Origin of the sequence: Limnobacter sp. (genome assembly GCF_043511195.1) — a bacterium.
Taxonomy (GTDB): Bacteria; Pseudomonadota; Gammaproteobacteria; order Burkholderiales; family Burkholderiaceae_B; genus Limnobacter.
In genome coordinates this window covers 858,087-872,088 of the sequence record NZ_CP121330.1, presented here as the reverse complement: position 1 = coordinate 872,088, position 14,002 = coordinate 858,087, and the positions used below count along the sequence as shown (strand labels likewise).

The window sequence follows — 14,002 nt, the reverse complement described above, 5'->3', positions numbered from 1 at the left end:
CATTTACATTCTGTACACGCCAAATTTTGTTTCGGGAATGTCGGCATTCAGGCTGGCTGAAATGGCCATGCCCAAAATACGGCGCGTGTCTGCGGGGTCGATCAAGCCATCGTCCCACAACCTTGCTGTGGCGTAGTAAGGCTGGCTTTGCTCGTCAAACTGCTTCAGTGTGGGGGCCTTGAATTCGGCTTCTTCTTCCTTGCTCCAAGTGCCGCCTTTGGCTTCGATCTGGTTGCGCTTTACTGTGGCCAATACACCTGCAGCCTGTTCACCACCCATCACGCTGATGCGGGCATTGGGCCACATCCACATAAAGCGCGGGCTGTATGCACGGCCACACATGCCGTAGTTGCCGGCACCAAAGGAGCCACCAATGACCACGGTGAATTTGGGCACTTTGGCGCAGGCCACCGCCATCACCATTTTTGCGCCATGGCGTGCAATGCCTTCGTTTTCCACTTTCTTGCCCACCATGAAACCGGTGATGTTTTGCAAAAAAATCAGGGGAATCTTTCGTTGACAACACAATTCAATGAAGTGGGTGCCTTTGAGGGCGGATTCAGAAAACAAAATACCGTTATTGGCAACAATGCCCACGGGCATGCCATACAAACGCGCAAAACCACACACCAGCGTGCTGCCAAAACGGGCTTTGAATTCATCGAACTCGCTGCCGTCCACCACACGGGCAATGATGTCGCGCACATCGAACGGCTTCTTCGCATCGGTCGGCACAATGCCGTAAATTTCTTCAGCGCTGTACAAGGGCTCTTTCGACTCGCTCAGTACCCACGGGTAGCGTTTTTCAGGGCGCCCCAAATTGGCAACAATGCGACGCGCAATTTCCAAGGCGTGCTGATCGTTTTCAGCCAGGTGGTCGGCTACGCCAGAAAGCCGCGTGTGCACGTCGGCACCACCCAGTTCTTCGGCGCTTACAATTTCGCCTGTGGCGGCTTGCACCAAGGGCGGGCCACCCAGGAAAATGGTGGCCTGGTTTTTCACAATGATGGCTTCATCGCTCATGGCCGGAACGTAGGCGCCACCGGCTGTGCAAGAGCCCATGACAACGGCAATTTGTGCAATGCCTTGGGCACTCATGTTGGCTTGGTTAAAGAAGATACGACCGAAGTGGTCGCGATCAGGAAACACTTCGTCTTGGTTGGGCAAGTTGGCCCCGCCCGAATCCACCAGGTAAATACAAGGCAGGTTGTTCTCGGCCGCCACTTCCTGCGCACGCAGGTGCTTTTTCACGGAAAGCGGGTAGTACGTGCCGCCTTTCACGGTGGCGTCGTTGCACACAATCATGCAGTCCACACCGCTAACCCGGCCAATGCCGGCAATGGCCCCCGCACCGGGCGCGGCGCCACCATACATGCCCCATGCTGCCAGTGGTGCAAGTTCAAGGAAAGGCGAGCCGGGATCCAGCAAACCAGCCACACGCTCGCGGGGCAACAGCTTGCCGCGTGCGGTGTGCCGGTCGTTGGCCACTTTGCCGCCGCCCTGTGCCACCACCGCCAAATTGGCTTTCAGTTCGTCAACCAGCTTTTTAAGCGCGGCTTGATTGGCTGCAAAATCAGGGCGATTTTTAACGTTGTTGGAATCGAGCACGCCCATGTTCAGAACGGCCCTTGTGCAACCCAGCGGCGCAATTGCTCCATGCGGTCCTGCCCCCAGAAGGCCTCACCATCCACCACAAAATACGGGGCACCGAACATGCCCGCGTCGATGGATTCCTGCACAGCATTTTTCAATTGCTCTTTCAGTGCATCGGTTTGGCTGCCTTCGACCAACGCCGCACCATCCAGACCAATCGAGCTGGCCACCTGGGCAACCACTGCGTCTTCAGTAATGTCCAAGCCCTCCACGAAATACGCCTTGTACAAGGCGCGGGTCAGTTCACCTGCCTTGTCAGGCTGTGTATTGAGCACCTGCAAAATGGCACGTGAAGCCGTGGTGGCATTGATCGGAAACTTCTTGGGCCAGTTGATTTTCAAACCATGGAAGCGCGCGGTGCGGGCAAAGTCTTTCGCCGAGTATTTGCCCTTGGCCGGGTTCATCATGGGTGCCGTGTTGCCTGTGCTTTTGAACACAAAGCCCAGCAAGGTGGGCTTGTAATTTACGGTGCGATTGCCCGCGGCTGCAATTTCTTCGATTTGCTCAGCAGCCACATAGCTGTAAGGACTGGTCAGGTCGAAAAAGAAATCAATCGTTTGTTTGGTAGTCATGGTGATTTTTGGCTCCATATTGAGGGCGTTCCTGTGATTCTATCGAACTTGGGGCGTAGTTCCGACCCAAGCTTGCGCCTTGTCAGGAAAAAAGCCAACCCAGCCACTGGCTGGCCCATGGTTGCTTTGAAACCCACACAAACACGGCATAGCCACGCCACCACAGCAACACCACGAGCAATGCGGCCAGCACAGTGAAAACATAGCCCGCCAGCACCAACCGGCCATCCCGAACCCTTAAACCAAAGGTAATGCACACCATGGCCGCTGCGGGCAACACATTGTCGAATGAGGCAAAGGGCACAGGTGCGGCCATGGTGAGCCCGGCAAATGCCAGCACCATGCCGTTGATGGGCCGCATGCGTGGATGACTCATGAGAAAAAGTCTTGGCTTGCTGTGGGGTGCCACCCTGCGAATAAAGATTCCCAGAAACTTCTTGAGTACGCCAGTCGCTTTGGGTGGAAGTCGCTTTTCACCGATCTTCTTGGGAATTGGCACACCAAAGCCCAGCGCATACCCCACACCGAGCAAAAAGGTAAGGTAACCCAAGGTGGTGGCAATTCCGGGAATCCCAAAAGGCAACAACAGGGGCAACGCAGCCAAGCCGATCCAGGTGAGCTGCTGTTTCGGGCTACGCCCAATTGCATCGGCCACAGTGGCTTGCGCCATGTTGTCGGCGAACAAAACCACACGCCGCCACGCGTAGGGCAGTTCTTTCAGCGATTCATCTTGGTCGGCAGGCTTGTTCAATTGGATGGCTGTGAATAAAGGCACCCCATCTTAGGCGAATTTGAGTGCAGCCATGATGCGGCATACCACTTTCGAGCGAAGGGTAAGCCCGATGGACAACATCACCACCAAAGCATCACTCTAGGTGATGACGCATTTGCCACATTCAGCCGCCACCAGGAGTCGCCATGCTCAAACAATTTGTTGCCCCGATTTTCATATCTGCCGCTGCCCTGTGTGCACAGCCCGCTTTGGCTGAGCGCTTCCCCGACGTGCCGCGCCCGATCGACTACTTTGTAAACGGGGAAGAAATTCTGGCAGTGAGCACCCTGCGAGACGACATTCGCGCACAGGGTAACTTCCCGCTGGGCAAGGCACTGCTGACCATTGGCCGCGACGACCTGCTGGGCCTGAACCGCAGCCTGGACAGCTTTGACACCGGCACATTGGAAACACCCTTGGGCGGCGAGTTCGAGGTGGACAAGGAAGAGGTTGTGCAATTCCGGGGCGAACGCGCGGTTCGGGCTACGCGGGGTTTGAATCGCTTGAGTTATGGCAGTGGATTCAACTGAAAAAGGGCTGCGGCACCGCAGCCCTTCTTAATCGGAAAAGTGATTGCTTACGCAGCCTGCTTGGTCTGCGCTTTGCGGTTTGATGTTTTCTTGCCCGTTGCTGCCCCTGCTTTCGCAAATTCCAGCACGCCATCTTCAAGCTTGCCTTTCTTCAACACCGGGCGGTCGGCCAGGTAGTTGTTCACCACAGTCCAAGGTGCGGCAGGGCCTTGCTTGGGCAAACGGTCGGCGGCACGCTTCATGTAACCTGCATCCAGATCAAACATGGGGGTGTCATCCGTTTCTACGCCGTCTGCATTGGGCACCACGCGGGCAAAGTCGTGCTTGTCCATGTGATTCAACACACGGCACACAAACTCGGCTGCCAAATCGGCCTTCAACGTCCACGATGCATTGGTGTAACCAAACACCATGGCAAAGTTGGGGATGCTGCTCATCATCACGCCCTTGTAGCTCATGACTTCGCCCACATTCACAGGCTTGCCGTCCACATGCGCTGTGAGACCACCCAGAATTTGCAGATCAAGGCCGGTTGCAGTAATGATGATGTCCGCTTCCAGTACCTGCCCGCTTTTCAGCTTGATACCGTTTTCGACAAAGGTGTCGATGTGGTCAGTCACAATGTCGGCCTTTCCTTTTTTCAGTACCTTGAACAGGTCGCCATCGGGCACCACACACAGGCGCTGATCCCATGGGTTGTAGCTCGGCGTGAAATGCTTCATGTCGAAATTCTTGCCCATGCGCGCACGGGTTGCACCCAACAACAAGCGTTTAATGGCTTGGGGGCGTTGCTTGCTCAACTTGAAAATCAGGCGCTGCAAGCCAATGTTGCGTGCGCGACCAATGTTGTAGACCCAGGTGTCGGGCATGAATTTTTTCAGCACCACGGAAACCGGATCGACGGAAGGAATCGATGCAATGTACGTGGGTGAACGCTGCAACATGGTCACATGCGCAGCATCGTCGGCCATGGCCGGCACCAACGTAATGGCGGTTGCTCCACTGCCAATCACCACCACGCGCTTGCCGGAATAATCCAGTTTTTCTGGCCACTGCTGGGGGTGCACCACGGTGCCCTTGAAATTCTTGATGCCGGGAAATTCCGGGCTGTAACCCTTGTCGTAATTGTAGTAACCGGTACAACCCAGCAAGAAATTGCTGGTGAACACCTGCTTTTCACCAGTTTCTTCAATAATGCCTTCCACGGTCCACTGGTTCGCATCGGAATCCCAGTTGGCCGAGATCACCTTCAGGCCAAACTGAATGTCTTTGGTGACGTTGTTCTCTTTGGCGGCTTCAGTCACGTATTCGCGAATTTCCTGACCGTTGGCCAAAACCTTTTCACCTTTCCAAGGCTTGAAACTGTAACCCAGCGTGAACATGTCGGAATCAGAGCGAATACCGGGGTAGCGGAACAAGTCCCAAGTGCCGCCAATGGCTTTGCGACGTTCCAGAATTTTGATGGTCTTGCCTTTGCAGTTCTGCTTGATGTGGCATGCTGCACTAATGCCAGACAAACCAGCGCCAATAATTAGTACGTCTACGTGTGGATTGTTCATTTTTTTGTCCCCCTAATGTGACCGTCTATGTGACTTTTCATATTGTCAGTTGAGAGAATAGTGGCGAGCCGGGTCTGTTGGCTAGTAAGAAATACTCTAAACTGGGCTAACTATTACACAGAGCAAGGAAAAATGGAATTTCTTGAAACACTGAAACAGCGGCACAGCGTACGTGCTTTTGACCCCAAACCCGTGCCAGAAGAAGCACTTCAACGCCTACTTTCACAGGCTGCACTGTCACCAAGTTGGTCGAATACCCACCCCTACCGCATCGCACTGGCCACCGGCGATGTACTGGAAAGCTTGCGCAGCGAACTGTATGGTCGATTTCAGGAAACCATCAAACAGCAGCGCGGCGGCAAGCTGGCCCAAATCAAGGGATTGTTGACACGTAGCCAGGGCATTCCTGATGGCGATGTGAAACCCGTGATGAACTACCCCAAGGATTTGCAGGCCCGCCGGGTGGAATGTGGCAAAGGCTTGTACGGCGTTTTGGGCGTGGCCCGCAACGACCTGAAAGCACGCGACCAGGCGATGGCCGAAAATTTCCGCATGTTTGGGGCGCCCGCCGCTGCATTTGTGTTTGTACACGAAGGCGTGGGCATTTACAGCGCGCTTGACGCCGGTATTTTTCTGCAAAGCCTGATGTTGGCGGCCACCAACGAAGGTCTGGGCACTTGTGCACAAGGCGCACTGGGCTTGTTCCGATCCCCCCTGGACAAGCACTTTGACATTCCCAAGCAATACAACTTGCTGTGTGGCGTGGCCATTGGCTATGAGCAGGATGTGCCGGTCAACAAATTTCAGCCGGAGAAAATTGCGGCGAGTGCGTTGATGCTGTCCAAGCGCGGGGCATAAACACGCGAGGGCGGGCTTATTTAGCCCGATCGGCTTGGGTTCCGATAACTCGCCTTTCGGTTAACAGCCCGATCGGCTTGGGTTTCAATCTCTCGCCTGAAAACCTGTATTTCCCTTTTTGAGATTCACCCTGACTCACCTCGCTCGGCAAAAGGGCGGGCCGAGTCTCGGTGCCGGCCGATGGCCGACCGTGGCGGTTGAATTCAAACGGGCAGGTTTTCTTGAAGGCGAGGCGATCGAAACACCGCCGCCGATTGGGCGTTGAACCCAGCAGTGAGTTGCGCGGTGGTGGAGAGACGCCGGCGCCGGTGACTCAGGAGCTGAACTTGCAATGGGTCGCACGATGACCAGTCAGAAAACTTGCCGGCTTGGCGTGCCGAGACAAGCGATCGCGCCTTTGCGCGAAAGCCAAGACCCGACCGTTACTTTTGGAGGGCTTGGCTTAGTGCAGGCTCAAGCAGACAGGCCGATATGCCAAGTTTTCGGGCAGCGGTGACCATTCAAGTTCAGATCAAAAGTCACCAATTACAGGCGACACAAGTAACCCACGCCGAGTTGGCAAGAAACCACCCTGGCCGCTCACCGCTTCTTGATAAACCGGTTGGTAAATCGCACCGCTTCGGAATACGGGAAAATATCTTCGATATGGCCCTGGGTAATGCGATCTTTGCGCTCTTGCCAAAACTCATATTCCAGCAAATCGCGGTGCTTGCTTAAAAACGCCTTGCGCACCCTGCGGTCACCCAACAGAAAGTGCCCGAACTCCTCGGGGAATACATCTTTCGGGCCCACGGTGTACCACGGCTCCGCAGACATTTCTGCTTCCGGATTGGGCGCTTCCGGAATGCGACGGAAATTGGAATCGGTCATGTACTCAATTTCATCGTAATCGTAAAACACAACTCGGCCCAAGCGGGTAACACCAAAGTTTTTGAACAACATATCGCCCGGGAAAATATTCGCCGCCGCAAGCTGTTTGATCGCATTGCCGTATTCGGCAATGCCATGCTCCACATCTGAGTCCGTGCCTTGTTGCAAGTAAATATTCAGCGGTGTCATTCGGCGCTCAATGTACACATGCTTGATCACCACCGTGTCGTCCTCAAAGGTCAGCGAACTTTCGCAAGTGTCCTTCAAGTGGTCAATCAATTCTTGTGAAAAACGGTTCAGCGGCAAACCTACATGGCTGTATTCCCAGGTGTCGGCCATGCGGCCCACGCGGTCATGTTCTTTCACCAACTGGTATTTGCGCATTACACCCGCGCGATCAATTTCCTTGCTGGGTGCTATTTTGTCTTTGATCAGTTTGAACACATAAGGGTAAGAGGGCAGCGTGAACACCGCCATCACCAAACCCTTGATACCGGGCGCAACAATAAACTCATCGTGGCTGTGTTTCAGGTGGTGCAAAAAATCGCGATAAAACAAAGTTTTGCCCTGCTTGTGCAAACCCAGCATGGTGTACATCTCGGCCTTGGGCTTGTTGGGCAACAAGGTGCGCAAAAATTGTACATACGCGCCTGGGGTTTCCATGTCCACAAGGAAGTAAGCCCGCGTGAAACTGAACAAAGTGGCAATTTGCTGAACATTGAACAGAACAGTGTCAATGTAAAGTTTGCCGGCCGAATCACGCAGAATGGGAATGGCAAAAGGTTGCGGCATGTTGGCATTGATAAACTTGCCAATAATGTACGCACCTTTGTTGCGGAAAAACAGGCTGGAGAGCACCTGAATTTGACAATCCGGGTCTACCTTAATGGGGCGCGGCATTACCTGCCTTGCAGCGTGTACCACATAGCGCAGGTCGCGTTCCAAATCCACAAAATCGGCATTCAATGAAAAGTCGCGCACCAATCGCTTTAAAGTTTTACGCAAGCCACCGCTTTTCGGGTTGGCCGGGTAATAGCTGCGATACGAGGGCGGATCACTTTCCACATAATCAGTACTCACCGCTGGGCGCACGAATAAAAAACGGTTGTGGTAGTAATCCCGGTGCAAAATTTTTGTCACCGCAGAGTTGAAAAATGTCTCCGCCAGTTCAGGCTGTTTGTGATCCACCAGGTAAGTCACGAATCGGGTTTTGATTTTTGCCCACACCGATTCGCTCATCAACAGCGAACCATAATTTCTGCGAAGCAAATCCACAGCCTCTTTCACACGTTCGTCATAAAAATCGATACGGTCGCGGGCCAGCTGTTGAATCAGGTGCCAGTCGCCTTCTTCAAACAACTTTTTGGTTTGCTGTGCGCAATAGCGAAACAGGCGATAGTGCTTGTCAAAGCCCGCCAAAATATCGCTGGCCACCTTTTTGGACAGCTCGCGCTCCTCATCCTCACTCAGGTGGCTGGTTTCACTCAGCTCACCAAAGTCTTCTTCCAGGGTTTTCAGGTCCAAGGGCAGGCTGCTCATAAGCTGCTTTCACTCCAATTGATGAACCACCGATTCTACGAGATACCTTCTGTATTTGCCCAAGAAAATCCAAAACCTGCGCCAACTTAGTATGATTGAGACGTTGAACAAGGAAGTTGACATGCGAAGTCGTTTGAAATTGATGTGCCTGGCGTTGCTGCCCCTGCTGGCATGGGCCTGCAATGGTGAAAACAGCGCTGGTAGCGCAACACGCAACACTGTTCAATCGTCTGAAGCATTTGGCTGGCCCATGTCTGTACAGGGTGAAAACCCGCCCGAGAGCCCTGTGCCAAGCGACGACGTGCTGTTTCAACTGGGCATGGTCAGCGACATGCTACCGCGTCAGCAACTGGTCGGCGTTGTAGACCCGATTGCTTTGGGCTACACGCTGAGCGACATCACCGACCCCGCCTTGCTTGAATTTCAAATTCGCGCCATGGCTGCGCAGCTCAGAGACGGTTCACGCATCGACCAGGTATTCCACTGGTACGGCCACCCCGAAAACAACAAGTCGGTGGCCTTGGTTCCCGTGGAATTTCAAAACCGCTATGGCACCCGCCTGCACGGCGAAATTGTGTTGCCCAAACGTGGGCAAACCCAGGCCACCGCCCAAAAATACCCGGTTATTCTGGCACTGGAAGGTTTGAACACCAACACCGCCATGTACCGCTGGTGGCACCAATTGTTTGCCGACGCAGGCTATTTGGTGTTTGCGTTCGACTTTTCCGGACAGGGCCGCTCTGCTGACGAAGTACAGGGTGACCCAAGCAATAACATTGAAGAAGCGCAAGACGCCCTGAGCTACCTGCTTAACAATTCGCCGGTGCGCGAGTTTATCGACTCCGCCCGCATTGGTGTAATCGGCCACAGCATGGGCGCCATTGCCACCATGGGTTTACAGGCAGTGGAGCCGCGTTTGAAGGCTGCTGTGGCTGCCGCGCCAATCAGTGAAATTCAATCGGTGTTCAACAGCAACCCCATTCCGGTGATGATTCAAACCGGTGATCACGATGGGCCCATTGCCCCAATCGTTGCGGTAAACCCCGCCGTGGTGCGCCCGGTTTACGACAAGCTGACCAGCGACCGCGCCTTCATTGTGGCCGATGCTGCCAGCCACGCCCAACACACCAACTACCCACTGCTGCCCACCTCCACCTGGGGGCGAGAAATTGCAGCGCAGTACTCACTGGCCTGGATGAACTACCATTTGCGGGGAGATTCTGAGGCGCTGAAAGTGCTGCAAACCGCGCACCCCAGGCTGAGTTACTTGTGGGAAAGTGAAGTGGTGATTGGGCAGGACAAACGGGTATTCAAATCCGCCGGGCCTGCCCCGCTTCAATAAGCGTTTAGATGGTTTCAGCAAACAATTCGCGGCCAATCAACATGCGGCGAATTTCGCTGGTGCCTGCGCCAATTTCATACAGCTTGGCGTCGCGCCACAAACGTCCGCACGGGTACTCGTTGATGTAGCCGTTGCCGCCCAGAATCTGGATCGACTCACCCGCCATCCAGGTGGCTTTTTCCGCTGAGAACAAAATGGCACCCGCGCAGTCTTTGCGCAGCCTGCGCACGGTTTCAGGCGTGGCCTTGTCACAGGCTTTGCCCACTTGGTACACGTAAGCACGCGTGGCCATCATCACAGAATACATGTCAGCGAGCTTGCCCTGAATCAGTTGAAACTCACCAATGCTTTGACCAAACTGCTTGCGGTCGTGCACATAGGGCACCACCACATCCATGGCCGCCGCCATAATGCCCAACGGGCCTCCGGAAAGCACCGCACGCTCGAAATCAAGCCCGCTCATCAGCACATTCACACCACGACCCACTTTGCCCAGCACATGGGTTTCGGGTACTTCGCAGTCCTCGAACACCAGCTCGCCGGTGTGGCTGCCGCGCATGCCCAACTTGTCCAGTTTTTGCGCAATCGAAAAACCCTTGAATCCTTTTTCGATCAAAAAGGCTGTAATACCGTGTGGCCCGGCGGCCAGATCAGTTTTGGCATACACCACCAGCACATCGGCATCGGGGCCATTGGTGATCCACATTTTGTTGCCATTCAGCACATACTTGTCGCCCTTTTTGTCGGCACGCAACTGCATGCTCACCACATCCGACCCCGCACCCGGTTCGCTCATGGCCAACGCCCCAATGTGCTCGCCGGAAATCAGTTTGGGCAAAAAGGTTTTACGCTGCCAGTCGCTGCCGTTGCGGCGAATCTGGTTCACACACAGGTTGGAGTGCGCGCCGTAGCTTAATGCCACCGAGGCACTGGCGCGCGAAATTTCTTCCATGGCCACCATGTGGGCCAAATAACCCAAGCCACTGCCGCCCAGCTCTTCCTCAACGGTCAAACCCAACAGTCCCATATCGCCCATTTTTCGCCACAAATGCATGGGAAATTGGTCGGTTTTGTCCATTTCTGCAGCCAATGGGGCAATTTCAGCTTGGGCAAAAGTTTGTACTGCATCGCGCAAAGCGTCGATGTCCTCTCCAAGATCAAACTGAAGTCCTGGCAAATTCAACATATCAAAGTCTCCGCAGAAGTTATGCTTTTCCGAAATGATGCCCTACAATCAGCCCCTTCACCCACACAAATGACTGAAAAGTCACCAGAAAACACATGGGAATTGAACGTTTGTTTGAACCGCCCGTTTTGGGCCAGCCAACCCCGGTAGCACCCGGCGTACTCTGGCTGCGTTTGCCATTGCCCTTTGCACTCGACCACATCAATGTGTGGCTGATCGAGGAAGAAAACCAATACACACTGGTGGATTGCGGAGCAGGTTTGCCCGACGTTGCCGCCATGTGGGAAGAAATCGAACAAACCCTGTTTGTGCGCAAACCCTTGGGTCGAATCATTTGCACCCATGCCCACCCCGACCACATTGGCATGGCTGGCCCGCTGGCGCGCCGCCACGGGGTGCATGTGCACATGTCCACTGGCGAATACTTCATGGCGCGGGGCTTGTGTGCCAACCTGCCTGGCTTTGACGGCAACACCCTGGGTACCTTCATGGCCAGCCATGGTCTGGTGAACGAGAAAAAAGCCGACGAAACCCTGGAGGCACGCGGCGGCATGTTTTCAAGGCTGGTGCCTGAACCACCCCTGAATTACCAACGCATTCAACATGGCGACGAAATCACCATTGGCGGCCATGTGTGGCAATGCCACGCGGGTTTTGGTCACAGCCCTGAACACATTGCCCTGGTGTGCAAAAGCCTGGACTTGATGATCAGCGGCGACATGCTGCTGCCCACCATTTCAACCAATGTCAGCGTGTACGGCATTGAACCCGAAGGCAACCCACTGCTGCTGTTTTTAAAATCGGTGCAAAGCATGGCCCAATTGCCCAACAGCCTCACCGTACTGCCTTCGCATGGCGTGCCTTTTAAGGGTGTCCACGACCGTTGTGCGCAACTGCTGCGCCACCACGAGCACCGCTTAAGCGAACTGCTTGAGGCTTTGAAAGAAAAACCACTCACCGCCCGCCAAGCCATCAGCATATTGTTCAGGCGGGAGATGGATGGCCATCAAATGAGCTTTGCCATGGGCGAGGCCATCGCTCACCTGCATTACCTGTGGTACAAAGGTTTGGTGAAGCGCTCGGCGGTTGAGGGCGTGTGGACGTTTCAGGCGGTTTAATCGACAGCCAGCCCTTTAAATTTGCACAAGCAACCCCATTTCCATTGTTGACCCAATTTTTGCAGCACACAGCACCATGAACAAAGCAGCCCACAACATGATCCCAGTCACCATTCTTACCGGCTTTCTGGGCAGTGGAAAAACCACCCTTCTAAACCGCATTCTGAAAGAAAACCACGGCATGAAAATCGCCGTGATTGAAAACGAATTCGGCGAAGAAGGCGTCGACAATGACCTGTTGATGCAAGACGAGCAGGAAAACATTGTTGAAATGAACAACGGTTGCCTGTGCTGCACGGTGCGCGGCGACCTGGTGCGTATTCTGGGTGAAATGGCAGCCAAACGCCTTGCCGGCGAGCTGAAATTCGACCGCGTGGTCATTGAAACCACGGGCATGGCCGACCCCGGCCCCGTGGCACAAACCTTCTTTGTCGATGACCTGGTGGCCGAAAGTTTTATTCTGGACGCAGTCATTACCGTGGTGGATGCCAAACACGGCATGCAACAACTGGATGAACACCGCGAGATTCAGCAACAAGTGGGTTTTGCAGATCGGATCCTTTTGTCCAAAACCGACTTGTGCGAGGCAGACGAAGTCACCGCTTTGAAACGTCGCCTGGTTAAAATGAACGCGCGTGCCGAAATGATGATTTCCGAGTTTGGCGTGGCCCCCATCGACAAACTACTGGATGTGCGGGGCTTCAACCTGAACTCCATTCTGGACATTGCACCCGACTTTCTCGACGAAGACAAACACACCCACAACGATGAAATTCAAAGCTTTGTGTTCAAAAGTACCAAGCCCTTTGATGGTCAGAAATTCGAAGAATTCATGGGCTCGGTTACTCAGGTATACGGGCCTGACATGCTGCGTTACAAAGGCATTTTGAACATCAAGGCCAGCGACCGCAGAGCCTTGTTTCAGGGCGTTCACATGCTCATGGGACTCGACTGGGGCAGAAAATGGGACAACGCTGAGAAAAAAGAAAGCAAAATTGTATTTATTGGGCGTAAACTCCCCAAGGAATTTATCACCCAAGGGTTAGAGCTTTGTCTAGCCCGATAGCGGATATACTGGTATATAGTCAATAAAAAACCAAAGGACTAGAGGCTGTGCTATGACCACTGAAAAGACGCCCGTCATCAACGAGAAACAATTGCTCGCGATGAAAGAAGACGATTACATGAACGAGGTGCAGCTTGCCTTTTTCCGCCAGCGTTTGCAGGAAATGGAAAAAGAATTGCTGGCCAATGCAGGTGAAACCACCGAGCATTTGCGCGAGACCGTGGTGGTGCCCGACCCTGCTGACCGTGCAACGATCGAAGAAGAGCATGCGCTTGAACTTCGAACACGTGATCGCGAACGCAAACTGCTAAAGAAAATTCAGCAATCGATTCAAAAGATTGACGCTGGCGAATATGGCTGGTGTGAAGAAACAGGCGACCCCATTGGCGTGGCCCGTTTGCTGGCACGCCCAACAGCCACGCTGTCGCTTGAAGCACAGCAACGCCGGGAATTGAAGCAGCGTATGTACGGGGATTAAATCCCTCGAATTGCGCTGTTGATGCAAAGAAGCACGTTGAACTTGAGTTCGCGTGCTTTTTTTACGTTCCCTACCGCTGGTTGGCCTCGACTGCTCGTTAACTTCCCGATCGGCTTGGGTTCCGATCTCTCGCCTGAAAACCTGTACTTCCCTTTTTGAGATTCACCCTGACTCACCTCGCTCGGCAAAAAAGCGGGCCGAGTCTCGGTGCCGGCCTCTGGCCGACCGTGGCGTGTGAACTCAAACGGGCAGGTTTTCTTGAAGGCGAGGCGATCGAAACACCGCAGCCGATTGGGCGTTGAACCCAGCGGTTTTCAGTGCGGCACAAGTAACTCACGCCGAGTTGACAAGAAACCGAAGCAGTGATCCTTCAAGTTCAGATCGAATGTCACCATTCAGGTGACATAAATCCCCCGCCATCACAGTTTTGTCATCAATTTTCTGCCATAAATATTTCAC

Annotated in this window: 12 protein-coding genes; 6 read left to right on the top strand and 6 right to left on the bottom strand. The window is 54.0% G+C overall.

Features of this window, described 5'->3' with window-relative positions:
• Positions 1 to 3: 3 nt before the first annotated feature.
• From P0D43_RS04165 to P0D43_RS04155, 3 genes are all read right to left on the bottom strand, one after another.
• Positions 4 to 1,614 carry a carboxyl transferase domain-containing protein gene (locus tag P0D43_RS04165; protein ID WP_394673316.1) on the bottom strand — a complete coding sequence of 537 codons (1,611 nt, stop codon included), beginning with the start codon at positions 1,612 to 1,614 and terminating at the stop codon, positions 4 to 6.
• 2 nt (positions 1,615 to 1,616) lie between these two features.
• Complete coding sequence (locus P0D43_RS04160) at positions 1,617 to 2,225, bottom strand: 2-hydroxychromene-2-carboxylate isomerase (RefSeq protein ID WP_394673315.1); 609 nt, start codon at positions 2,223 to 2,225, stop codon at positions 1,617 to 1,619.
• An 82-nt stretch (positions 2,226 to 2,307) separates the two neighbouring features.
• Positions 2,308 to 2,976, bottom strand: coding sequence for an exopolysaccharide biosynthesis protein (locus P0D43_RS04155; RefSeq protein ID WP_394673314.1), 669 nt, complete (start codon positions 2,974 to 2,976; stop codon positions 2,308 to 2,310).
• Between the two features lie 167 nt (positions 2,977 to 3,143).
• Here P0D43_RS04155 and P0D43_RS04150 point away from each other — a divergent pair, with 167 nt between their 5' ends.
• Positions 3,144 to 3,527, top strand: coding sequence for a hypothetical protein (locus P0D43_RS04150; RefSeq protein WP_341237127.1), 384 nt, complete (start codon positions 3,144 to 3,146; stop codon positions 3,525 to 3,527).
• Positions 3,528 to 3,574: 47 nt separating this feature from the next.
• On the opposite strand, the gene P0D43_RS04145 is transcribed toward P0D43_RS04150, so the two are convergent.
• Positions 3,575 to 5,086 (bottom strand): flavin-containing monooxygenase, encoded by a 1,512-nt coding sequence (locus P0D43_RS04145; RefSeq protein WP_394673313.1) that lies wholly within the window; start codon positions 5,084 to 5,086, stop codon positions 3,575 to 3,577.
• Positions 5,087 to 5,218: 132 nt separating this feature from the next.
• Between P0D43_RS04145 and P0D43_RS04140 the strand changes: the two genes are divergently transcribed.
• The gene (locus P0D43_RS04140; protein WP_394673312.1) at positions 5,219 to 5,944 is read left to right on the top strand and encodes a nitroreductase; all 726 of its coding nucleotides are present in this window, start codon (positions 5,219 to 5,221) and stop codon (positions 5,942 to 5,944) included.
• A gap of 579 nt (positions 5,945 to 6,523) precedes the next feature.
• Here P0D43_RS04140 and aceK read toward each other — a convergent pair.
• Positions 6,524 to 8,353 carry a bifunctional isocitrate dehydrogenase kinase/phosphatase gene (aceK, locus tag P0D43_RS04135; protein ID WP_201301381.1) on the bottom strand — a complete coding sequence of 610 codons (1,830 nt, stop codon included), beginning with the start codon at positions 8,351 to 8,353 and terminating at the stop codon, positions 6,524 to 6,526.
• Between the two features lie 121 nt (positions 8,354 to 8,474).
• On the opposite strand from aceK, the gene P0D43_RS04130 reads away from it, so the two are divergent.
• Positions 8,475 to 9,695 (top strand): alpha/beta hydrolase family protein, encoded by a 1,221-nt coding sequence (locus P0D43_RS04130; RefSeq protein ID WP_394673311.1) that lies wholly within the window; start codon positions 8,475 to 8,477, stop codon positions 9,693 to 9,695.
• A gap of 4 nt (positions 9,696 to 9,699) precedes the next feature.
• Here P0D43_RS04130 and P0D43_RS04125 read toward each other — a convergent pair whose 3' ends face one another.
• Positions 9,700 to 10,881, bottom strand: coding sequence for an isovaleryl-CoA dehydrogenase (locus P0D43_RS04125; protein WP_159567981.1), 1,182 nt, complete (start codon positions 10,879 to 10,881; stop codon positions 9,700 to 9,702).
• Positions 10,882 to 10,976: 95 nt separating this feature from the next.
• On the opposite strand from P0D43_RS04125, the gene P0D43_RS04120 reads away from it, so the two are divergent.
• The 3 genes from P0D43_RS04120 to dksA all read left to right on the top strand — a co-directional run bounded on the left by P0D43_RS04120 (position 10,977) and on the right by dksA (position 13,543).
• Positions 10,977 to 11,999 (top strand): MBL fold metallo-hydrolase, encoded by a 1,023-nt coding sequence (locus P0D43_RS04120; RefSeq protein WP_341237130.1) that lies wholly within the window; start codon positions 10,977 to 10,979, stop codon positions 11,997 to 11,999.
• Positions 12,000 to 12,075: 76 nt separating this feature from the next.
• Positions 12,076 to 13,065, top strand: a complete 990-nt coding sequence (locus P0D43_RS04115; protein WP_341237131.1) for a GTP-binding protein — start codon at positions 12,076 to 12,078, stop codon at positions 13,063 to 13,065.
• 52 nt (positions 13,066 to 13,117) lie between these two features.
• On the top strand, positions 13,118 to 13,543 hold the full coding sequence (dksA, locus tag P0D43_RS04110) for an RNA polymerase-binding protein DksA (RefSeq protein WP_341237132.1): 426 nt from the start codon (positions 13,118 to 13,120) through the stop codon (positions 13,541 to 13,543).
• The last annotated feature ends 459 nt before the right edge of the window (positions 13,544 to 14,002 follow it).